Origin of the sequence: Sulfitobacter guttiformis, assembly GCF_003610455.1 — a bacterium.
GTDB lineage: Bacteria > Pseudomonadota > Alphaproteobacteria > Rhodobacterales > Rhodobacteraceae > Sulfitobacter > Sulfitobacter guttiformis.
In genome coordinates this window covers 2,563,514-2,587,152 of sequence record NZ_RAQK01000001.1, presented here as the reverse complement: position 1 = coordinate 2,587,152, position 23,639 = coordinate 2,563,514, and the positions used below count along the sequence as shown (strand labels likewise).

The window sequence follows — 23,639 nt, the reverse complement described above, 5'->3', positions numbered from 1 at the left end:
GGCACCCATTCAATGCGACGCACAAAGGTCACCCAGATCTATAAGAAGACGGGCAACCTGCGTGCCGTTCAGCTTCTGCTGGGTCACACCAAGATGGACAGTACTGTGCGATATCTTGGCGTTGAACTTGAAGACGCTTTAGCAATCGCGGAAATTATTGGGATTTAATCTAAATAGGTCGTTCGGCAAGGACGGCCCAAACCGGCCATTGGCCGATCCTTGGGACGCTGCGTCGCAGCTTTCGCGTTGCGGCCATTCGCGCATTTTGCAGCATTCTGGCGGCTTGATTGTCGGCTATGGGACAAAACACATTCGATGAACGTCATCGTATCGTCGCGGGATGAAGAGGATCTCGCTGTGCGGTCACAACTTGCAACTTGTGCTAACAGCCCGCACACTAAAAACTTATTAGTGTACAGAAGGTCATTTTGATGGGCGGTTTGGCAAACAGAACGGTCGGTCTTCTGCTTTGCGCTATCACAGCGCTTGTAATTTGCAGGGAATGGGGTGTCGCAGAGTGGACGCAGCCTGCCAAACCGCTTCTCGTTCTTGTCGTCGTTGCGATCCTTCTTTTTCAGGTGCGATGGTCCCGCAAGGCGTTTGTCGCCGTGGCCATGCTCATCAGTATCTCGCTGGTTGCCACGAACACTGATTGGCGCTTGATCATTACGCGCGGGCTCGAAACCGCTGCGTTCATCGGCGCCTTTTTCACCGCGCTGTCAACGCTTCGTACGGTGGCGCAGACATCTCCGGCGATCCAGCGAGCCGGAACCTTCCTCGCAGGTCAGCCCCCTGGCAGGCGCTATGCAGCATTGACCGTTGGCGGCCAAGCGTTTGCCTTACTTCTGAACTACGGGTCGCTTCAACTGCTTGGTTCGCTGGCGACAGCCAATGCGAACTCCGAACCCAATCTGGAAATCCGCAGGCACCGTATTCGGCGGATGCTTCTAGCAATTCAACGCGCCTTTGTCTCGGCCTTGCCATGGTCGCCGCTTTCCTTTGCGGTTGCGATCACTGTCAGCGTCATTCCGGACACCAGCTGGGGCGAGGCATTGGTTCCAGGCTTGATCACATCGTTCCTGCTTGCAGGGATCGGCTGGTCACTTGACTCGATCTTCAAGCCTCGGCTGACAGTTAAGCCGGTCCGCAGCGCCCCGGAAGGAACCTGGGCAACGATGCTACCGCTGGCGCTATTGTTGGCGGTTTTGCTCGTTGGCGTGGTGACACTGAGCGCGCTGACACAGGTTCGAGTGGTGGGTATTGTCGCTATCCTAGTGCCTTGCATCGCGGTTGTTTGGATGCTTCTTCAGCATTGGAACGAAAATCCAGTTTCTACCACGTGCGGACATATCAAGGCTTACGTGCTGCAAGAGCTTCCCAGCTATCGTGGGGAGCTGACCTTGCTGATGATGGCGGGTTTCATTGGCACAGCGGGGTCGCAACTGTTTGCTCCAATGATGCAGGCGACCGGGTTCGACCCGTCTTACCTACCGGCCTGGATCATTCTGGTATCGTTAGTCTGGATCATCCCGTTGGCTGGACAGATCGGCATGAACCCCATCCTTGCCGTTACGCTGATTGCGCCGCTCATTCCGACAGCCACTGATCTTGGAGTGCAGCCGATAGCGATCGTTGTCGCGATCACATCGGGATGGGCGCTGAGCGGTGCGAGTTCGCCATTCACGGCGACGACCCTTCTGATAGGTTCATTTGGCGGTATAAGCGCAACCCGCGTCGGATTGGTGTGGAATGGTGCCTACACGTTGATCTGTGGCGTTGTGTTGTCGGTCTGGCTCGTTACATTTGCATATCTATTCTGATCACGCCAGCTTCGCGATCGAACGCAGAGGCCGGAACTTCGGAGACAAAAAGGCAGGACAGTCTGACCGCTCCGGGCTCGGAGCCGCCATGCGGCAGTGTAGAAAGCCGCTTTCAAGGGGAACGCATGCGTCGATTTCAACGGCCCTTAACGGACCTTCGTGCTGGTTTTTAAAGCAGCGGTGCGGCGTCCCCAAAGCGGTCATTCGTCGTTTGTGCAGCAATCTGACTACCCAAAGGTCCACAGTGCGGGCGAAACGGACCTTCATCCGGATCGCCCGCCCGTGCTGATCTACAATTGGAATAGGCCCAAGGCACTCACCACATCCCGCTTTGTCGCCTCAGTGCGGTCGCGCGCCCGTGCCGTGCCTTCTTTGATCACCTCAAGAATGTAGCCTCGGTCCTCGGCAAGCTGTGCCCTACGCTGGCGAATTGGGCCTATGAGCTCCTGAAGGATCGCTTCCAGACGCGCCTTGATCTTGCCATCGCCAAGCCCGCCGCGCTGATATTGTCCCTTGAGCTCGGCAAGCCCGTCCTGGTCCTGATCGAAGGCGTCAAGATAGGTGAAGACCACATTGCCTTCAATGCAGCCCGGGTCTTTAACGCGCAGGTGGTTCGGATCTGTGAACATCGCTTTGACGGCACTTCGGATCTGCTCCGAAGATGCGGACAGAGCGATTGCGTTGCCTCCGGATTTAGACATCTTGGCCTTGCCGTCGATACCAGGCAACCGGCCCAACTTGGGGATGATCGCCTGCGCCTCGGGCAGAACGGAGCTGCCTGCTGTTGCGTTGATGCGCCGCACGATCTCGTTCGTTTGCTCGATGAGCGGGGCCTGATCCTCACCGACCGGCACGATGGTCGCCTTGAAGGCCGTGATGTCCGCCGCCTGCGCTGCCGGATAGCACAGAAATCCAGCCGGAATATCGCGCCCGAATCCGCGGGCGCGGATCTCGTCTTTGATCGTCGGGTTTCGTTCGAGCCGCGCGACCGTGACAAAGTTTAGGTAGAGCATCGACAACTCGGCCAGCGCCGGCAGGTGTGATTGCAGACAGATGGTCGTGCGCGCGGGATCAATGCCCACGGCCAGATAATCCAGCGCGACCTCGATCACGCTTCGCCGCACCTTCTCCGTATCATTGGCGTTGTCGGTTAGAGCCTGGGTATCAGCCAGCAAAAGAAATTGTTCATGGCTGTCCTGATAGCGCAGCCGGTTTGCAAGCGAGCCTGCATAGTGCCCGATGTGAAGCGGTCCCGTTGTGCGGTCGCCGGTCAGAATAGTTGGTCTGTTCATTTGCTTCTTCCCCTGAAACGAGAGGCGGTGCATTGGGAAGCTTGGAAAACAATAGGCCGCCCATGCGGCGGCCTCGGAATACGTTTGGTAATCCGGCCACCCTGTCAGGAGGCCAGCCACCAATTCATTGCGATGATTATCGTGTTTTCCATGAAATACTTGCTATCGCCGGGAAGATCGCGCGTCAATCAAATGGTAGTAAGGGCTCAGAGCGGGCTTCCAATACACATGCATACAATTTCTATATTGAGGGTCTGCATCTTCGCATGCTGATCTCAGATTTCGCGCTTGCAGCGAAGGTCCGCTTTCCGCCGTTCGAGCCCAAACTCACCAATGCAGCCTGATGCATGACTGTCGGATATTCCAGGGCAGCCTCAAACGTTCACTGCTCCCGTGCATTGCATGCTCATCGCCATTTTTCTTCAGTAGAGCATGAGCAGGTTTTTACTGGATCAATACGTCTGACCAAACTCAATCTAAGAGCAACTTGCATTGCTTTAAATGCCACCTTCACACCCAATATGTAAAAGAAAGGGTCAAAATTAATTTACAAGCGTAAATTTATCTCGACGCGCACCCTCAGGCCTATATGATAGGTCAGACACCGATCAAAGGACGCTGAAACCATGAAGCCCCGCATTAAGACTATGGAAGAATTGTCGGTCGCAATTGGCGTATCAAGGCCAACCCTCTCGCGTTTTTTTCAGGATCCGGGCTCGGTCAAGACAAAGACAGTCGAACGTATCCAAGCAGGACTCGAGCGCGTTGAATATGTTCCAAATTTCTTCGCGACCCGCCTGAACCGCAAGACGACAGGCATTATAGGGGTCATCATTCCTTATCTTAATGACCTGTTCTTCACCAAGCTCCTGCAATCTGTTGAAGTCGCCGCCTTTGAAGCGGGCATGACCGTTATCACACAATGCTCCCACTCCGATCCCGCGATCGAAGCGCGTGCCGCCGAGACCCTGATGTCGATGAATGTCGATGGGGCCCTTGTGGCTCCGCTGGGCGATCAGAGTGACCAGTCTGTGCATCTGCGGCTCAAATCACGGATGCCTTTTGTGTTGCTGGATTCGCGCCCCAAATCAATGCCGAACGTTGATTTTGTGGGGTCAAACCACACCCAAAGTACTGGGTTAATTACTGAATACCTATGTCGGGTCGGCGACCCTCCCGCTTTTCTCGCCATGCCGCGGGTCAATTTCAACGCCCTTGAGCGCGAAGTCGCATATATCGCGCGTATGGAGAAATTGGGGTTTGAGCCGGAAATTCTTGGGACCGAAGCGGTCAGGGAAAACGGGTATTTCGAAGAGCATGGAGAGGCTGTTCTGGGGGATGCGTTTGCGCAAGGACGCTTGACGGATCGCTCGATTCTCTGCGCGAATGACCGTGTCGCGATCGGCGCTCTCCGCGCGGCAGCGCAGCATGGGCTCTCCCCTTCGCGCGGTACAAAGGGCGGATTGCGGATCGCGGGGCACGATGATTACCCGCTGTGCCCCTTTCTGACCCCCGCACTCACCACCGTTGCCCAAAACACGGATGCCATTGGCGAGGAAGCCGTTTCAAGGATCATGCAGATCATTCGCGGGGAGGTTTCAGGGGATGAGCCTGAAATCACGCTCTTTGATGGCGAGTTGAAATTGCGCGAATCCGCATAGCGCCTAAAATTGCTGCATTGCAGCAAAAGCATCGCTTAAAAAATAGCTTGACTTGAATCTCAGTCACCCGCAATCTTTACGCATGTAAAAAAGGGAGGACGTTCATGTCTATTAAAAGAACACTGCTGAGCACTGTAGTGGGGCTTGGCCTGACTGTCGGTATCGCAGCCGCACAGGATCAGGTCACGACACTCACAATTGCGACCGTGAACAACGGCGACATGATCCGCATGCAGGGTCTCACCGCTGACTTCACCGATAAGAACCCCGACATCGCACTCGAATGGGTCACGCTGGAAGAGAATGTTCTGCGCCAGAACGTGACGACCGACATCTCCACCGGTGGCGGTGCTTATGACGTGATGACAATCGGCACCTACGAAGTCCCGATCTGGGGCAACAACGATTGGCTGGTGTCTCTCAACGACGGTATGGCCGACGACTGGGATGCGGGCGATCTGCTGCCTGCGATTGCGGGCGGTCTGACGGTAGACGGCAACCTCTATGCCGCACCGTTCTATGGTGAATCCTCAATGGTAATGTACCGCACGGACCTGATGGAGAAAGCAGGGCTGGAAATGCCCGATGCGCCCACATGGACGTTCATCCGCGAAGCGGCTGCCGCAATGACCGACCGTGACAACGAGATCAACGGTATCTGCGCACGAGGCAAGGCAGGATGGGGGGAGAACATGGCGTTTCTGACTGCCATGTCCAACTCATTTGGCGCACGCTGGTTCGATGAGGACTGGAACGCACAGTTCGACACTCAACCTTGGGCAGACACGCTCGACTTTTATCTGGGCATGATGAACGAGTCCGGCCCCAATGGTGCCGCCAACAACGGCTTCAACGAGAACCTGACATTGTTCCAGCAGGGCAAATGCGGCATGTGGATCGACGCAACTGTTGCGGCATCCTTTGTGACGGGCGCGGACTCTACCGTTGCGGACAGTGTCGGCTTTGCGCTGGCGCCGGACAACGGCCTTGGCCCGCGTGGCAACTGGCTTTGGGCGTGGTCACTGGCCATTCCCAAGTCCTCCGAGAAGCAGGACGCCGCCAAGAAGTTCGTGAGCTGGGCAACAAGCAAGAGCTATACCGAGCTGGTCGCCGCCAATGAGGGTTGGGCAAACGTCCCTCCCGGCACGCGGACATCACTCTATGAGAACCAAGAGTATCTGGATGCTGCCCCCTTTGCGGCCATGACACTGCAAAGCATCAACTCCGCCGATCCGACCAATCCGACGGTTGATCCGGTGCCCTATACAGGTGTCCAGTTTGTTGCGATCCCCGAGTTTGCAGGCATCGCAAACCAGGTGGGCCAGCAGTTCTCTGACGCACTTGCCGGCAACCAGACAGCGGCGCAGGCCCTTGCCGCAGCACAAGAGTTGACGGTCGAAGAAATCGAAGCTGCGGGCTACTGAACCCTTGCACTTCGGCCAAGCGGCGCGCCATTGCGCCGCTTGGACCCCTCCTACCCCACCCCTTTTCTGAGCCTTCCGCGAATTCCACTCGGTATTGTCGCAAGTCCCAGATCGTCTCAACCCCGAACAAGACTGAGGAGCCTTCCCGTGGCGACAGCACATTCAAGATCCGCGGCCCGTATTATGATCGCTCCGGCAGTCTTTGTCTTGCTGGTCTGGATGCTGGTCCCGCTGTGCATGACGCTGTACTTCTCCTTTGCTGATTACCGCCCCATGCGCGGCGTTTTCGAGCCTTGGATCGGCTTCGACAATTATGCGCGTTTTCTCACCTCCAGCTCGTTCCTGTCCTCGCTGTTCACAACCCTGTGGATGGTGGGGAGTATCCTCGCGATCACGATCACAGGCGGTGTCACCATGGCGCTTTTGCTGGACAAGCCGATGTTCGGCCAAGGCATCGTGCGCATCCTTGTCATAGCGCCCTTTTTTGTCATGCCAACTGTGTCGGCATTGGTGTGGAAGAACATGTTTTTCAACGTGGACAACGGGCTGTTTTCTTATGGCTACAAGTTTTTCGGGCTTGAGCCGTTTGACTTTCTCAGTCAAGCGCCGCTGTTCTCGATCATCATTATCGTTGCCTGGCAGTGGCTGCCTTTTGCCACGCTGATCCTGCTGACGGCGGTGCAATCGCTCGACAGCGAACAGCTGGAAGCCTCCGAGATGGATGGCGCGCCTGCTTGGTCGCGCTTTCGCTTTATCATCCTGCCGCACCTAAGCCGCGCCATCACGGTGGTGATCCTGATCCAGACGATCTTTCTTTTATCGATCTTTGCCGAGATATTCGTCACCACAAACGGCGCATTCGGCACCCGCACACTCACCTATCTGGTCTATCAGCGCGTGCTGGAAAGCCAGAACATCGGTCTGGGTTCGGCGGGCGGCATTGTCGCTGTCATCCTCGCCAACATCATCGCGATCTTCCTGATGCGGATCGTTGGCAAGAACCTCGATAGCTAAGGGAGGACACCACCATGGCACGCGCAATCACACCTCAGAAGAAAATCATGTGGACCGCCCTTGCGTGGACCTTCGGCCTGATGATGTTCTTCCCGATCCTGTGGACCTTCTTGACCTCGTTCAAATCCGAGGCGACGGCGATTGCCGATCCGCCTGTCTGGCTTTTCTTTGACTGGACGCTTGAGAATTACATCGACGTGCAGGCGCGCTCCAACTATCCCAAGGCGCTGATGAATTCGATCATCATCGCCGTCGGCTCCACCGTGCTGGGCATCATGATCGCTGTGCCTGCGGCCTGGGCGATGGCTTTTGTGCCGGGCAAGAACACCAAAGATATCCTGCTCTGGATGCTTTCCACCAAGATGCTGCCAGCTGTCGGTGTCCTCTACCCGCTAGTGCTGCTGGCCAAATGGCTGGGTGTTATGGATAGCCGTATTTTGCTGATCGTGGTTTTGATGCTGATCAATCTGCCGATCATTGTCTGGATGCTATATACCTACTTCAAAGAGATCCCCGGTGAGATTTTGGAAGCCGCGCGTATGGATGGCGCAGGTCTGAAATCTGAAATCCTTTATGTGCTGACGCCGATGGCCCTGCCCGGTATCGCCTCGACGGTTCTGCTCAACATCATCCTCGCCTGGAACGAAGCGTTCTGGACCATCCTGCTTACCACCGTTGATGCAGCGCCTCTCACCGCGTTCATCGCAAGCTTTTCGGCACCCGAAGGTCTATTCTACGCCAAGCTTTCGGCGGCTTCCATGCTCGCCATCGCACCGATCCTAATCATGGGTTGGTTCTCTCAGAAACAGCTCGTTCGGGGCCTCACATTCGGAGCCGTAAAATAATATGGGCCAGATATCCCTCAATCAGGTCACCAAGAGTTTTGGCGACAACCAAGTCATCCCGCCGCTGGACCTCGACATCAACGAGGGCGAATTTGTCGTCTTCGTCGGTCCCTCGGGCTGTGGCAAATCCACGCTTTTGCGGCTGATTGCCGGTCTGGAGGATACGACCTCCGGCCATATCAGCATAGACGGCACGGATGCTACGACATTGCCCCCCTCCAAACGGGGTCTGGCGATGGTGTTCCAATCCTACGCCCTTTATCCGCACATGACCGTGCGCAAGAATATCGCCTTCCCGATGCGGATGGCGGGCCTTGACGAGGCGACCCAAAAAGCCAAGATCGACGCCGCTGCCGCGGCGCTGAACCTCACCGATTATCTGGACCGCAAGCCCGGTCAGCTCTCGGGCGGACAGCGGCAGCGGGTGGCCATTGGCCGTGCCATCGTGCGCGAACCCTCTGCGTTCCTGTTCGACGAGCCGCTCTCGAACCTTGATGCGGCCCTGCGTGTCGGTATGCGGCTCGAAATTATGGAGCTACATGCAAAGCTGAAAACAACGATGGTCTACGTGACCCATGATCAAGTTGAGGCGATGACAATGGCCGATAAGATCGTCGTGCTCCAAGCAGGCGTGATTGAGCAGGTCGGCTCCCCGCTGGAGCTTTATCACACGCCGCGCAACAAATTCGTGGCGGGCTTTATCGGATCGCCCAAGATGAATCTAATCGAGGGAACGGAGGCAGCCAAACATGACGCTACCACCATCGGCATCCGCCCCGAGCATCTGACCGTGTCCAAGACCGAAGGGCTCTGGAAAGGTCGCGTGGGTGTGGCAGAGCATCTGGGCTCCGACACCTTCATTCATGTGCATGACACTGGATTGATGGAGATGATGACCGTGCGCATCACCGGCGATATCGCGGCAAAACACGGCGATACGATTTATCTGACGCCGCTCGCGGACCAAATGCACCGCTTTGACGCCGCAGGGTTGCGCATCACATGACACGGCTTGCTGGAAAATCTGCCCTGATTACAGGAGCTGCCCGCGGCATCGGTCGCGGCTTTGCCGATCGGTATCTGACCGAGGGTGCGACAGTGGCGATTGCCGACGTAGATATGGATGCCGCGACGCAAACAGCCCGTGCATTGGGGGATGGCGCCTATGCCGTCCACCTCGACGTGAGCGATCAGCACAGCATTGACGGCGCCATTGCCAGCGTGGTCGCGCGTGCAGGCAAGCTTGATATCCTGATCAACAATGCAGCCCTGTTTGACGCCTCCGAGACCGTCGACATCACACGCGAGAGTTTTGACAGGCTCTATGCCGTGAATGTGGCTGGCACACTTTTCACGATGCAGGCGGCGGCGCAGCAGATGATCACCCAAGGCCATGGCGGCAAGATCATCAATATGGCGTCGCAAGCAGGGCGGCGCGGCGAAAGCCTTGTGCTGGTCTATTGCTCTACCAAAGCGGCGGTCATCTCGATGACCCAATCTGCGGGGCTGAACCTGATTGCCCATGGCATCAACGTCAATGCCATCGCCCCCGGCGTGGTGGATGGTGCCCATTGGGAGCATGTCGATGCCATGTTCGCCAAGCTGGAGGGCAAAAAACCCGGCCAGAAGAAGGCCGAAGTGGCCGCCGCCGTACCCGCAGGCCGCTTTGCGGTGCCTGACGATCTCACTGGCATGGCGGTTTTCCTCGCCTCGCCCGATTCCGATTATATCGTGTCGCAGACGTATAACGTCGACGGCGGCCAATGGATGAGCTGATGAAACCGAGCCTGGCAAACCTTGCCCAACTCCCCTGCGGAATCCGCAAACCCGCCTACAACCGCGCTGATTTATCCGCAGGGATTGTCCATATCGGTCTGGGTAATTTCCACCGTGCCCATCAGGCGTGGTATCGACACCGCCTGTTCGAAGCGGGCATTGATCATGACTGGGCGATCATCGGTGCCGGCGTGCGCGCGGGCGATGCGGCACAGCGCGACAAGCTTTTGGCGCAGGATTGCCTAACGACCCTGATCGAGCTGGCGCCGAATGGTAAATCCGCTGAAGTCTGCGCCTCGATGATTGATTTCCTGCCGGTGCAGGAGGGCAACGCCGCCTTGATCGCGCAAATGACGGATCCAAGGATCCGCATCGTCTCGCTCACTGTGACGGAGGGCGGGTATTATATTGACGCGGCCACAGGCGGCTTTAACGCAGCCCACCCCGACATCGTGCATGACGCCGCGCACCCTGACCGCCCTGTTACGGCATTCGGCGCTATGATTGCCGCCCTCAGACAGCGCCGCGATGGAGGCACAGGGCCCTTCACCTGTCTGAGCTGCGACAATCTGCAAGGCAACGGCGCAGTGCTGCGTCAGGCGGTCGTCGCGCTTGCACGCATGTCGGATATGGCACTGGCGGAGTGGATCGGGCGCACGTGCAGCTTTCCCAACTCGATGGTGGATTGCATCGTGCCCGCGACCGGTGCTGCGGAAATTGCATTGGCAAAAAGCTTTGGTATTGACGATGCCGTGCCTGTCACCCACGAGAATTTCCGCCAATGGGTGCTGGAGGATGATTTCTGTGCAGGGCGCCCCGACTGGGCCCGCGTTGGTGTCACCTTCTCAGACAATGTGCATGGCTTCGAGACGCAGAAAATTCGCGTCCTGAACGGCGGGCATCAGGTGATTGCCGCCGCCGGCGAGTTGTTGAGCTTGGCCACGATCGCCGAGACGATGGCCCACCCCCAGATCCGCGCCCTGTTGCACAAAGTTGTGGGAGAGGAAGTCACCCCGCATATGCCACGCGTTCCAGGCTACACCCCGCACGAATACCTCGAGCTGGTAGAGCGACGTTTTTCCAACCTCGAAATTGCGGACACCACACGGCGCGTCGCCTTCGACGGCTCAAGCAGACAACCGGGGTTTATCGTACCCTCCATCCGCAAAGCACTGGACGCAGGGACCCCCGTGAGCGGCCTTGCCTTGGTGTCCGCCCTTTGGGCGCGGTATTGTGAAGGCACCCGCGAGGACGGAAGCCCCATCGCGCCCAATGATCCCAATTGGGCCACGCTGCACAGGGTGGCAAAAGCTGCGCGGAGCACGCCTGCAACATGGCTGGAGATGCGGCAGTTCTACGGCGATTTGGCCGATGACAGCCGTTTTGCCGATGCCTTCTCGCGCTGGCTTTCATTGATTTACACCAGCGGAGTCACATCCGCCCTCGCCGCCTATAGTGACTCATGAGCTTTCTCGGGATTGATATCGGGACCTCGGGGTTGCGCGCTTTGCTGGTGGATGGGAACGGCGCGCCAATCGGCTCGGCGGAGCAGGCATTCACGACGTTCAATCCCCATCCAGGCTGGTCCGAACAAGACCCCGCAGACTGGATCGCAGCGCTGGAAGCCGCCATCGCCACGCTGCGGGCAAAGTATCCCGCGTTTGAGGGTCTGAAAGGCATTGGCGTTGCAGGCCAGATGCATGGCGCTGTTTTGCTGGACGAGGATGATGCAGTTTTGCGCCCCTGCATGTTGTGGAACGACACGCGCAGCCATCGCGAGGCGCGTACCCTTGATGCGCTGCCCGACTTTCGCGCCCTCACCGGCAACATCGTTTTTGCGGGCTTCACCGCGCCCAAACTGGACTGGCTGCGCAGCCATGAGCCTGACATCTTCCGGCGCACTGCCAAGGTTGTGCTGCCTGCGGGGTATCTGAACCACTATCTTACTGGCGATCATGTGGCCGACATGTCCGATAGCGCGGGTACCTCATGGCTCGATGTGGGCGGCCGCGAATGGTCCGATACGCTGCTGGCGCACAGCAATATGCGCGCGGGTCAGATGCCGCGTCTGGTTGAGGGGAGCGAGAAAGCAGGGAGCTTGCGCGCCTCGCTTGCCCGCGACTGGGGCCTGAGCGGCGAGGTAATCATCGCTGGGGGTGCGGGCGATAATGCCGCTGCGGCCTGCGGTCTGGGCTTGCTGGAGGAGGGAGAGGGTTTCGTCTCCCTTGGCACGTCCGGTGTCCTGCTTCTGGCGCGCGACCGCTACCACCCTGACCCGCAGACGGCCGTGCATAGTTTTTGTCACGCGGTGCCGGAGCGTTGGTATCAAATGAGCGTCATGCTGTCGGCTGCCGACTGTCTTACATGGCTGTCGTCCATTACCGGCGCCCGCGCGGAGGCGCTGACATTCGCTCTTGGAGATGATCTCCAACCACCCGGCCGCGTGCAATTTTTCCCCTACCTCTCGGGCGAGCGGACCCCGCATAATGATGCGGAAATCCGTGCAGGGTTTGTGGGCCTCGGCAAAGATACCGACCGCGATGCCCTTACACGCGCCGTTCTGGAAGGTGTCTGTTTCGGCTTGCGCGACGGGTTCGAGGCGCTCATCTCCGGCGGTAGCAAGCCCGCACATCTGTTTGCTATCGGCGGTGGCAGTACCTCGCGCTATTGGCTGTCGCTGCTGGCCACAGTGATAAAAACACCGCTCCACCTTCCGGAGGGGCGCGAATTCGGGGCTGCCATGGGTGCTGCGCGGCTTGGCATGACCGCCACGCTGGGCGCGCCTGTGTCGGAGATCATGGGCAGGGTGCCAACGGCGGAGATTATCGAGCCGATTGCCGCGTTGACCGATGCCTATGACGCGGCCTACCTCGCGTTTCGCGCAGGCTATCACCTCCTGAAGTCCCACACAGCGGGGGGCGAGATATGATCCTATGCTGCGGCGAGGCCCTGATCGACATGATTCCGACGCCAACGGCAACAGGGCAGAACGGTTTTGTCCCGCATACAGGCGGCGCGATATTCAATACCGCAATCGCGTTGGGTCGTCTGGGCGTGAAGGCAGGCATGTTGACAGGCCTATCGCAGGATATGTTCGGCCAGCAACTTTTGACCGCATTACAAGACAGCCATGTAGATACCTCCCACATTATTACCGCAGATCGCCCCTCCACTCTCGCATTCGTAAAGCTGGTTGAGGGGCATGCCACCTATAGCTTTTTTGATGAGAACTCGGCGGGGCGCATGATTGGTCTGGAGGATATGCCCAGCCTGCACAATGAAGTATCAACGCTCTTTTTTGGCGGTATCAGCCTTGTCTGCGAACCTTGTGCCGAGGCCTACACGGCGCTTCTGGTACAGGAGGCCGATAGCCGCGTCATCATGGTCGACCCCAACATCCGCGAAAGCTTTATCATCGATAAGGCGCGCTACCGCGACCGTCTGGACAGGGTGATCCGGCGGGCTGATATCATCAAGGTCTCGGACGAAGATCTGGACTGGATTGCCCCCGCTCCCTCGGACTTGGATGCAAAAGCCCATGCCCTTCTGGACAAGGGTGCGTCCATGGTGATCGTGACACGAGGGTCGAAAGGGGCCAATGGGTATTTGGCAAATGGCATCCGGGTCTCGGTCCCTGCGACAAAAGCCGTGATCGTCGATACGGTCGGCGCAGGCGACACATTCAATGCAGGGGTTCTGGCAAAGCTATCCATGCTGGGCCTTTTGAAAAAGCCGGATCTTACCACACTCGACGCCGCTACATTTGAAACCGTGCTCCGCTACGGTGCCATGGTCGCGGCGGTCACAGTCTCACGCGCGGGAGCAAATCCTCCGTGGGAAGCAGAACTGCTGCCGTAAACGACTCGGAAGAGAGGTTTTTCGGAACGACGTCCCAAACCAAACGGCAAACGATAAAGCAAAATGTTTTCGCTACCAAAAGATGAGGGTTTATAGATGACACTCAAAATTGCAATCAACAGTTTCGGGCGCATTGTGTTGTATGTCACTGAGAACTGACCCATGTGCAACTTTGCCCCTGACGGGATTAGTCGGGGGTTTTTTTGGAATGATAGACATGGGATTTTTGAGCGTAATTCGACGATGAGCATTGAGGGGCAAGATACCCCATTCGAGAAATTTCACGGCGGACTGGGCTGTCTCGCAACACCATCAGGAAGTGCCTACGGGCTGACATCATTGAGTCCAATTTCCGAACGCCGGCGCGACCAAGCAACTGGAGCCGTTTGCGGAGAAATTGTCGGGCTGGCTGCTGACCGAGCAGCGAAAGGCGCGCAAGGAGCGGCGCACGGCCAAGCAGCTGCATGCAGATCTGGTGCAGCTTGGTTTTGATGGATCGTACGAACGCGTGGCTGCCTTTGTTCGGGCATGGAAGACAGACCGACAGCATGCAATGCAAACAACTGGTCGAGGGAGATTTTTGCCCTTGGTGTTCCAGCCTGGCGAGGCGTTCCAGTTCGACTGGAGCGAAGATTGGGCCACTATCGGCGGTGAACACGTCGAGTTGCTGGTTGCCCATATCAAGCTGTCACATTGCCGTGCGTTTTTGGTGCGAGCCTATTTGTTGCAGACCCACGAGATGCTGTTCGATGCCCATTGGCATGCCTTCCGCGTGTTCGGCGGCATTCCGGGCCGTGGCATATACGGCAATATGAAGACGGCTGTTGATCGTGTCGGGCGCGGCAAGCAGCGCGATGTGAACGCACGCTTCTTGGCGATGACCAGCCACTATATCTTTGAAGCAGAGTTCTGCAATCCTGCTGCCGGTTGGGAAAAAGGCAAGGTTGAGAAGAAAGTCCGCGATGCGCGCCATCGATTGTGGCAGGTCGCCCCTGTCTTCCCAGACCTCAAGGCACTGAACAACTGGCTGGAAGAGCACTGCCCACATTCCTTGACGGCTTTGTTGAGCTGAGCAAACGATTGTCACCGACATGCCTGATCACCTTTGATCGCAACCGCTACTCTGTTCCTGCCAGCTTCGCGAACCGCCGTGTCAGCCTGCACATCTACCCCGAACAGTTGATCATCGTGGCCGAGGGGACCGTGATCTGCACGCATGAGCGCATCATTGAGAGGTCGGACCACAAACCAGCCGCGTCATCTATGACTGGAGGCACTATCTAGCGGTGCTTCAGCGCAAGCCTGGAGGAAATCGGGAGATGGTCGATATCCTGTAGTTGATCATGCACCATGATGAACAGGCCGTGCTCTGCGCCGTAGAGATGGGACTGGAAATCAGGAGTGCCAACCATAACCCATGTACGGAACATGCTTCACTGGCTGGTGGATGGCACGCCAACCAACCTGATGTGAGCCCGCCTTCAGCTCTGGCCTTGAGTAAAGAGCCAGAGGCCAATGTCAGCCGCTATGGCGGGCTGCGGCACGGAGGTGCGTTCGATATCTTACCACATGAAGGCTGCACGCTTCCCGGCTTACAAGGACCTGTCCGGCTTCAACTTCTCCGCCAGCGAGATCAACGAAGCCTTGTGCGCCAATTGCACCGGTGTGAGTTCATTGACGCCGCTGAGAGTGTCGTCCTGATCGGTGGATCAGGTACTGGAAAGTCGCATGTTGCGACAGCCCTTGGTATCCAATCCATCGAACATCATCGCAAATGCGTTCGCTTCTTCTCGATAGTCGAACTGGTCAACGCGCTGGAGCAAGAAAAAGCCTTAAGCAAATCCGGAAAGTCGCTGAAACGTTGGTCAAGACGGAACTCGTGACCCTCGATGAATTGGGCTGCCTGCCGTTCAGCACATCAGGCGGCACGCAGCTGTTCCACCTCCGCAGCAAACTCTACGAGTGCACCAGCGTGGTCATCAACACAAACCTCAGCTTCAACGAATGGGCAACGGTCTTTGGCGATGCAAAGATGACTACCGCGCTCCTAGACCGGCTCACCCACCGCTGCCACATCCTAGAGACTGGCAACGACAGCTATTGCTTCAAAGCCAGCTCCGAGATTGCAAAACAGAAACGAAAGGAAACACCGGCATTGACCACATCATGGCGAACCAAGCATAACGACTGTGCGAGTCAAATCTCGGTGACAACACCGGGTCAGTTCTCGGTGACATTCAACAGTCGCAGCACTTTTTGCTCTTGCTATGCCACAACATGCCGCTGCCGACTTGGCGGTAACGTTTCCCGCTGCTCGCGATTATGCAAATCAACCTGTGACACTTGAGGGCGATCTGTTTAGGCCCAAAGGCGACGGCCCTTTTCCGGCCGTTGTTTTGATGCATGGCTGCTCAGGCTTGCAGCCGGATGTCGTGACGGCCTTGACCACTCATGCGCAGCAGCTGGTCGACAATGGATTTGTGGCGCTTGCCCTCAATAGTTTCGGGCCCCGCGGCATCGGCGGCGGGCAAGTGCGCCAGACGTTTGCGAACCTGTCCGAAGCGCGTAGCTACCGCGTCGAATATGCACTGCAAGCCAAGACCTATCTCGCCAATCTGCCATTTGTTGACAGCGATAATGTTCTCCAGATTGACCAGTCAAATAGCGGGAGCGTGGCCCTCAAGCTATCACAGCTTCATGCCCCTGCATTTCGTGTACAGGCCTCATGTCACCCATGGTGTGGTGCCTTCAATCGCGTGGGCACAACAGTAGAGCTTACATCCCCTTTGATGATCTTTGGCGGTGTGGACGATGACTGGGTGCCACCGACGGCCTGCGCTAAGGCAACGGCCAACGGAGCTGACTATAAGGTCGTCATCTATCCCGATACGGCACATTCATTTGATCTGAGTATCGAAATGCAGTGCTATCAGGGGCATCTGGTCGGCTATACCACTGCTGCGACCACTGACAGCCAAGCCCTGATGGTGGCATTTTCCAACGGCCACATAACTGGTGCAACTGAGGCCAAACCAACCTTGCAGGCGGCTGGGAACACGGTGTTTCTGAGCGCTACCGAGATCAGTAAACTTATGTCCACTGGCGCAGTCAATGGCGTGAACGAGTTTGGCAATCCCTACACGATCTCTTTTGACGCCGATGGTTCAATGTCTGGTTCCGCTGGCAGAGATGATAAATTTAGGGATACCGGAAAATGGTGGGGGGAGGAGGACATGCTTTACCGTCAGTACATAATCTGGCTTGACGCTGCGAAAGCCTGTTTTCGCGTTAGCTTAACGAGTGATCAGATAAACTGGCACGACGTAGCCGGACACTTTTCAGCGCTGATACACTTGCGCGTTAGAGCCTTCTTTGTGTCGGCCGACTGTCAGCGCTTTGCATCTCCTCTGTGAGATTTTTCCAGCTATACTCGGGAACCGAAATTGCCGCCTGTGGAGGGAAAGATCACTCTGCCCCGCTCCTTTCTTGTTCCAGGAGTTCGCGGGGAAGGATCAGTTCGGGTTGCCCCCAATCAATTAATTTGAAAGACCACTCTGGCGACATGTGCAGCCGCGAAGCAACGGCTTGCGCCGTGCGCGCAGGCGATGCTGCATCAGAAATAGCCGCAGGGGCAAAAGGCGCCTGTCCCGCACAGCAGACCTTGGTTCAAGGTGCAGCGAATAACCGGCACCTGTTGCCGATCGATACGAACTGCCCTTAGCCGGCCTTGGTGCCTGACGCACCAAACGGCAGCTTCGACGACTAAGCTTCCTCTTAGTAGGAGTTTTTTCTTACTTGCCATCAGAACCCCGTGTGTCGATAGGCCCCTGATTGTCATTCAGGTATGCAAGCATGCAAAACGCTGGTCGTCAGAATTGGTCCAATATATCACCCGCGCGTCTTGATTGTTTCGATGCCGTCCCAAGCCGAGTTGGTTGCAATGCGCTGTGGCCCATAGAAAGCAATCCGTGTTGAAGCATTCAGGCGTTCATCCGAAGTAGTGATCTCCAAATAATTGTGGTCAGACAACGAACTGGCGTCGATGCTCTGTGGGCAGGGCTATGACACCTTCATGTGTGGAGGCGAAGGCAAATGCGCCAGTCTGGGCGCTGCTGCGAACTTCCGACCGGTCGAGAACCTTCAAGGCCAGCGGACCGTAGGCCGTCTCGACCGGAGCGGTACGGAGCGCGGGCAGCGCCCCGAGCAGCCGCGCGCGCTCGGGTGCCTCCATCATGACTAACCCGTTGGGGCCTGGATAGAAGCTCTCGCTGGCACGTCCCTGCGAGATCAGGACGCTGTGTCGTTCCAAAAGCACGTGCCAATAGGTCACCGCACTCCGGCCCCGTGCGAAAGCCGCCAGCCGGGTTTCTTCGGCCAGATGGCGAGCGCGGGCCAGAACCGGTTGGCCAGCCGCGTCCATCATCAGCAGGCAATGCTGCGGTGAGACCAGCAAGGCCCGCTCTCCTGACGCGACATCGGGCTTGATGCGCACCGGCGTACGGCTGGGATCAACCTGGCCTGCCTGAAGGACAACTTCGGTGCAGCCTATCCAGAGAACTTTCGACGGTCCGTGATCGTGCGTCATCACCAGATCGCCCGTGCGAAGGGTCTCAACCAAGACCTCCCCCACGGGGGTGCGGATGGCGGTGCCGGAGGCGAAGCACACTACGCCGGTGTTTTCGGAGGTGAAGCTGGAGTTGTCGGCACTGGCGCCGGAAAAGGTAAGGCTGCCGCTGCCGAAGCTATCGTTGTCACTGTAGTCGGCGCCATCGACACCTTCATTGGACTGGTTGAGGATGCCATCGTCAGCCTGATCGGCGTGCAGCTCCCAGATATCGTCGTAAAAGGCCGAGAGGTCGATGAAATCATTGTTGGTGGTGTCGCTATCGTTCAGAGCGCCGCTGTTGCCGCTGTTGAAATCGGTGATCGTATCCGCGCCGTCTCCGGCGGTATAGTGAAAGATATCGTCACCACCACCGCCCGTGAGCCTGTCATTACCGGTGCCACCGGTAATTGTGTCGTCCCCCGCGCCGGCTTCGACGGTATCGTTTCCGTCGCCACCGGAGACCAGATCATCACCGTCGAAAGTGCTTATCAGGTCATTGCCATCGCCACCCTCAACGGTATCCGCGTTGTTCGCGCCGTTGTATGTCGAGATGGTGTCATCACCGGTGCCGCCGTCGATACTGGACGCACCACCAACACCCGACGTGGTGATGCGGTCATTACCAGCGCCGCCAAAGACAGTGTTCTCGCCCCCCGCGAGATAGATCGTGTCCCGGCCATCGCCGCCGTCGACCCAGTCATTCCCGCTGCCCGTATAAATGATATCATCGCCGAGTCCGCCATCGATTATGTCGTCGCCGCTGTTGGTATTGGAGCTGGCGATATAGTCGTTGCCATCGCCGCCGACGATATAGTCGTTGTCAGCGCCCCCATCCAGCGTGTCGTTACCTGCCCCACCCTGCAGCGTATCCGATCCCGCCTCGCCGTAGAGCTTGTCGTTATCGTCGCCGCCATCGATGCTGTCGTTGCCCGCGCCACCGCGGATCGAGTCGAGGCCCGCTCCGCCGTCAATCGTGTCTCCGCCGCGCCCGCCCAAAACAGTGTCATTGCCGCTCAGCGAATATATGGTGACGCCGGGTGCATCACCAACAAGTCCCGAATAAGTGGCCGACGCATCGAAAAAGTCAGCAGAGTTAGAGCCATAGAAGGCTTCGATATTGCTGAAACCGGCCGTTTGGCCGCCTGCTGCGATGGTGCCGTCTTCGTCACCGGTGAACGTGACCGTGGCACCGGTTGCGAAGGACGCAAGCGACACCAGATCCTGATCGGTGCCGCCATCGCCACCGTCGATGACGACGCCGTCGATACCGGGGGTTCCACCAAAAGCGACGGCTGAATCGAAGATAGAAAAGAGATCGGACCCGTCGCCACCCGACAGAGTGGCCGCACCGCCATAACTGCTCAGCTGGTCGTCCCCGGCACCGCCGTCCAAACTGTCCGCGCCCTGATCACCCATCAGCACGTCATTGCCGTCGCCGCCGATCAGGGTGTCATCACCATCCCAGCCGCGCAGGGTGTCATTGCCTGCCCCGCCGATGAGCGTATCGCCCGCGCCAAGGCCAACGCCGCCGTCGATGCTGTCGTTACCGCCGCCGCCGTCAACATAGACAGCGCCCGCCCAATTTGTAACGGCATCCACCGTATCGTTGTGGTCGGTCAAAACCAGATGTTCGATCTGGGAAAAGGTGATGGTGTTGGTGCCATCGCTGATCGTGCCAGCCTCGCTGCTGGTATAGGTTACCGTCACAGGAACGGTCAGCGCGGTAAGGTCAATGGTGTCGAAATCTACACCGCCTTCGCCGCCTATGATCGTATCAGTACCAAAGCCGTCGCGCAGGATTAACGTGTCCTGATCATCGCCCCCGTCAATATAGTCGGCTCCGGTGCCACCAGTGATCGTGTCCGACCCCGCGCCGCCAAACAGGCCGACACCCACGCTGTCGCTGCTGGCATCCAGTACATCGTCGCCATTGCCGCTAAAGACATTTTCGATCTCGAAAAAGGTGATCGTATCAATCCCGTCGGTGATCGTGCCCGCCTCGTCACCGGTGAAGGATACCGTGACGTCGCCGCTGAGAGTGCCGCCGTCGATGGTGTCGGAGTCTACATCTGTACCGTCGGTGAGCCCTTCACCGCCGATGATCGTATCATTGCCGAAGCTATCCTCGATGATGAAGGTATCGGCGTCATCGCCCCCGTCCATATAGTCGGCACCGGTGCCTCCGCGCAGCGTATCCATGCCGCCTGTCGCCACGATGCTGTCATCGCCGGCACCACCATCAAGGCTGTCATCACCGTCAGAGTTCATCAGCGTGTCGTTGCCGTCACCGCCCATCAAAGTGTCCTGACCCAGACCTGTGGTCAGGAAGTCATTGCCCGCCCCCCCTTCGATGTAGTCGTCGCCATCGCCGCCAGCGAGAGTATCGGCACCGGCGCCACCAATAATGCTGTCGTTGCCCGCGCCACCGTCGATCAGATCATCGCCGTCATCCCCGACCAACGTGTCCTGACCAATCCCGCCAAAAATAGTGTCATTGCCGATACCACCGTCGAGGCGGTCAGATCCTGATCCGCCGGTCAGCTGGTCATCACCCGCCTGACCGTAGCCTTCACTACCCACACTTCCCAAGGTCAGCGTGTCATTGCCGCCGCCCAAAAAGACCTGCTGAAAGCCGGTTGAGGCGGTCGTGTCGACGGTGTCCGCATAATTGGTTGTGATAATTTGTTCGAAACCTGTGAAGGTTCCGAACGTATTTGTCAGTGTTGTTTGGTAATCATAAGTGGCGGTCGTGCCGGATATAAACGCGATGTCCACGCCATCCGTGCCGACGGGCGTCGAAAAGACGATCGCATCATAGTCGCTGCCCCCGCCGCTATCGGTGATTGTGTCGTTGTTATGATCATCCGACACGGCAACGATGTCATTGCCGGTTCCGGTTTCGACCCGATCGTTGCCCTGACCACTTTCAACGTAATCGTTGCCACTTCCGGCGTTTATGGTGTCATTGCCGACGCCTGCGTCAATGCTGTCGTTGCCTCCGCCGGACTGGATCGAGTCATTTCCGCTTCCGCCTTCGATCGTGTCATTGCCCGCACCGCTGACCAGCGTCTCATTCGCAGAAGATCCCAAAAGCTCGGCTGTGGAATTGCCGACCCTCAGTTCGGTGAAATAATGCAGCTCGGTTGGTGCGCCGAGATTAAAATTCGATCCCGAGCCCGCCTCGCCAATCGAGCTCCAAGCGCTGCCGTTCCAGATCCATATCAGGTTATTATCTGGCTGGACTGACACAAAAAATGATGAGGGCAGACCAGTGAAGTCAAGGACATGCCCCGAAGAGGACACACTGATCGAGCTCCAGAATGCGGCGCTGTTATAGTTCGCGGTGGTGACCGTATAGGTTGTCATGCTGAATCAAGCCTCATATTCGTTGGTCAGCAACCATGTTGCTTTTGCAGCGCAGGCGTGGATCAAGGGCGTGGCAGTATTGACCGAGACGCCGCTCCAAGTGGCTGCTTTGTTCGGGATACCAAACGTACAAACCGAATGAGATGTGGCCACAAGCGGCCCCGCGGTAGTTGTTTTGTTGGTCTGGGCGGGTAGTGTTTGTGCACGGAGTGCTGCAAATGTTTGGCTTGTTTGCGAAGCCAGGCATGACATCAACGAAGAAAGCGGCGTCCTCATTGGACCGGTTAAAATTCGTGGAGGTGGACAAGTTTTTTTGGCTATAGCCCGCAGAGCTTCCAAAGCCTGAATTCATAGTCGCCAACAGATACTGCCGTTTAAAAAGGGAGTGAGCCTGACCCTCGATCATGCGCCCTGCAGGGCGCGCAGGATCATGATCAACCGCGATTACGGAGAAAGCCGCAATCTGGTCGAATGTATCAAATGGAACTTCCGAACAGACCGACATCAAAGTGCGTCCGCCTGCGCACACAGGGCGCACCCATCCAAATAATGGACGGACTGCGCAAGGCGCGGGTTGGATTTGAAGATACACAGGTGCAAGGTTTTTACCCATTTGGAATAGATACTTGTCACTGATGTTTAGAGAGAAAAGCTTGCAAAAATTTTAAATTCTGAAAGCTAATTTTGATCAACTTTGAAGCATTGCGCGCCACCCAGGACGTCAAATACTGATCGCTGTCGCAATTACAGACGCCTGCTCTTGCGTGCTCTGTTTCGACAGATGGCATTAGCATAACCGGCGCGAACTTCAGTCGGCTCCTCGGGGGAGTCTTTCTGTCAAGCCACTCAGATCAAGCGGACCTTCACGCTGGTGACTTTAACGGCAGCAAAGTCCGCTGAGCGGACCTCGAACATAACAAAGTGCTGCACAACTGTTCCAATGTCCGCTTCAGAAAAGCTGCGCTGCCGCGTCGAGAGCTTGCGTGAACGGCAGCAATGGGCGGGAACCGTACAATCTCATCAATGCGGCAGCCATTCCATGGAGTAGCGCGAGCCTGGTATGCAGCGTTTTCTGATCGCCTTTTTCCTATGCTCGGCTGCAATGACTGCAAGTAATAGGAAAAGCCTGGCACGTTCATGCTCCAGGCTCGCCCTCCGTTTCGATTTTCAATGGCTCGCCACAATGTTTGCAGTGGATCGCGTCCGGTTCGTGCCGGTTCAGGCCGCATTCTGGGCAGTTATGCTTGATCTTGGAGGGCTGGAAAATGGCGCGTGCCAATTGCACAAACAGTGCAACACCCACAACCATGATAAACACCGACAACAGCTTCCCTCCGGGCGTCGTCATGGTGATATCACCAAAGCCTGTCGTTGTGAGCGTCGCAACCGTGAAATAGAGCGCATCAATGTAGCCGACGATGCCAGCCCCATCATCAAAGGCCATTACGAAGACGAACGACGTGGTCACGAAAATGAAGACAAACAAGTTCACCGCGGCAAGGATCGCGTCTTCGTGGCGGCGGAAGAACAGGCTCTCGCGCCGAAGGTCACGCAACAGATGATAGGCGTGGATCAGCCTCAGGCCTCGCAGCACGCGCAGGAATGCAAAACTCTCAGTGACAAACGGTGCCAACAGCAGCGACAGCACAACGATCAGATCAGCAAGGGTGTAAATACGCATCAGTTCCCGGCGCAGGTTTTCGGAGATCAAGAAACGGGCAGCGAGGTCAAGAAGTATGAGCAACCCCAGGCCGGTATTCAGCGCGGTCGTGACAGGTGTAGTGGGCATTGCGGCTGTTGCGATGAAATAGACTATGGTCATCGCATCGAAGACGATCAGCCCATAGCGAAACCGCCGGGCACGCTGGCTTTGTCCGGTGTAGAGTAACCTGATTGTCCGGCGCAATTCTTTCATCTGTGCAACATGCCACAGGTTTTCGCCCGGGACCATATGCAGAACAAGGGCATTTGTGTGAA

Annotated in this window: 15 protein-coding genes and 3 pseudogenes; 14 read left to right on the top strand and 4 right to left on the bottom strand. The window is 57.2% G+C overall.

What is annotated here, in order from left to right:
• Both C8N30_RS19650 and C8N30_RS12565 read left to right on the top strand, forming a co-directional pair.
• Positions 1–168: pseudogene (locus C8N30_RS19650) on the top strand (integrase); the annotation flags it as partial.
• Between the two features lie 263 nt (positions 169–431).
• Positions 432–1,820, top strand: coding sequence for a hypothetical protein (locus tag C8N30_RS12565; protein ID WP_025061315.1), 1,389 nt, complete (start codon positions 432–434; stop codon positions 1,818–1,820).
• 290 nt (positions 1,821–2,110) lie between these two features.
• Here C8N30_RS12565 and trpS read toward each other — a convergent pair whose 3' ends face one another.
• Positions 2,111–3,112 carry a tryptophan--tRNA ligase gene (trpS, locus tag C8N30_RS12560; protein WP_025061314.1) on the bottom strand — a complete coding sequence of 334 codons (1,002 nt, stop codon included), beginning with the start codon at positions 3,110–3,112 and terminating at the stop codon, positions 2,111–2,113.
• A 626-nt stretch (positions 3,113–3,738) separates the two neighbouring features.
• Here trpS and C8N30_RS12550 point away from each other — a divergent pair.
• The 12 genes and pseudogenes from C8N30_RS12550 (at position 3,739) to C8N30_RS12495 (ending at position 17,103) form a co-directional block, all read left to right on the top strand.
• Positions 3,739–4,773, top strand: coding sequence for a LacI family DNA-binding transcriptional regulator (locus tag C8N30_RS12550; protein WP_037967792.1), 1,035 nt, complete (start codon positions 3,739–3,741; stop codon positions 4,771–4,773).
• Between the two features lie 104 nt (positions 4,774–4,877).
• Positions 4,878–6,197 (top strand): ABC transporter substrate-binding protein, encoded by a 1,320-nt coding sequence (locus C8N30_RS12545; protein WP_025061311.1) that lies wholly within the window; start codon positions 4,878–4,880, stop codon positions 6,195–6,197.
• Between the two features lie 147 nt (positions 6,198–6,344).
• Positions 6,345–7,211 carry a carbohydrate ABC transporter permease gene (locus C8N30_RS12540; protein WP_025061310.1) on the top strand — a complete coding sequence of 289 codons (867 nt, stop codon included), beginning with the start codon at positions 6,345–6,347 and terminating at the stop codon, positions 7,209–7,211.
• Between the two features lie 14 nt (positions 7,212–7,225).
• Positions 7,226–8,056, top strand: a complete 831-nt coding sequence (locus C8N30_RS12535) for a carbohydrate ABC transporter permease (RefSeq protein WP_025061309.1) — start codon at positions 7,226–7,228, stop codon at positions 8,054–8,056.
• A 1-nt stretch (position 8,057) separates the two neighbouring features.
• On the top strand, positions 8,058–9,062 hold the full coding sequence (locus C8N30_RS12530; RefSeq protein WP_025061308.1) for an ABC transporter ATP-binding protein: 1,005 nt from the start codon (positions 8,058–8,060) through the stop codon (positions 9,060–9,062).
• Complete coding sequence (locus C8N30_RS12525; RefSeq protein WP_025061307.1) at positions 9,059–9,832, top strand: L-iditol 2-dehydrogenase; 774 nt, start codon at positions 9,059–9,061, stop codon at positions 9,830–9,832. Before C8N30_RS12530 ends, C8N30_RS12525 begins: the two co-directional genes overlap by 4 nt.
• On the top strand, positions 9,832–11,298 hold the full coding sequence (locus C8N30_RS12520) for a mannitol dehydrogenase family protein (RefSeq protein WP_037967791.1): 1,467 nt from the start codon (positions 9,832–9,834) through the stop codon (positions 11,296–11,298). The genes C8N30_RS12525 and C8N30_RS12520 overlap by 1 nt, the downstream gene beginning before the upstream one ends.
• Positions 11,295–12,761 (top strand): xylulokinase, encoded by a 1,467-nt coding sequence (gene xylB, locus C8N30_RS12515; RefSeq protein ID WP_025061305.1) that lies wholly within the window; start codon positions 11,295–11,297, stop codon positions 12,759–12,761. The genes C8N30_RS12520 and xylB overlap by 4 nt, the downstream gene beginning before the upstream one ends.
• Positions 12,758–13,690 carry a carbohydrate kinase family protein gene (locus C8N30_RS12510; RefSeq protein ID WP_025061304.1) on the top strand — a complete coding sequence of 311 codons (933 nt, stop codon included), beginning with the start codon at positions 12,758–12,760 and terminating at the stop codon, positions 13,688–13,690. The genes xylB and C8N30_RS12510 overlap by 4 nt, the downstream gene beginning before the upstream one ends.
• A 250-nt stretch (positions 13,691–13,940) precedes the next feature.
• Positions 13,941–15,231 (top strand): annotated as a pseudogene (istA, locus tag C8N30_RS12505) (IS21 family transposase); the annotation flags it as partial.
• 4 nt (positions 15,232–15,235) lie between these two features.
• Positions 15,236–15,848 (top strand): annotated as a pseudogene (istB, locus tag C8N30_RS12500) (IS21-like element helper ATPase IstB); the annotation flags it as partial.
• 109 nt (positions 15,849–15,957) lie between these two features.
• A complete protein-coding gene (locus C8N30_RS12495; protein WP_025061303.1) occupies positions 15,958–17,103 on the top strand; it encodes a dienelactone hydrolase family protein in 1,146 nt (381 codons plus the stop codon).
• 608 nt (positions 17,104–17,711) lie between these two features.
• Here the strand turns inward: C8N30_RS12495 and C8N30_RS12490 are convergent.
• From C8N30_RS12490 to C8N30_RS12480, 3 genes are all read right to left on the bottom strand, one after another.
• A complete protein-coding gene (locus C8N30_RS12490; RefSeq protein ID WP_025061302.1) occupies positions 17,712–21,662 on the bottom strand; it encodes a Hint domain-containing protein in 3,951 nt (1,316 codons plus the stop codon).
• A gap of 6 nt (positions 21,663–21,668) precedes the next feature.
• Entirely contained in the window at positions 21,669–21,815 is a 147-nt protein-coding gene (locus tag C8N30_RS19350; RefSeq protein WP_156949534.1) for a hypothetical protein, read from the bottom strand.
• Between the two features lie 982 nt (positions 21,816–22,797).
• Positions 22,798–23,577: an ion channel gene (locus C8N30_RS12480; protein ID WP_025061300.1), complete on the bottom strand. Its 780-nt coding sequence runs from the start codon at positions 23,575–23,577 to the stop codon at positions 22,798–22,800.
• Positions 23,578–23,639 lie beyond the last annotated feature (62 nt).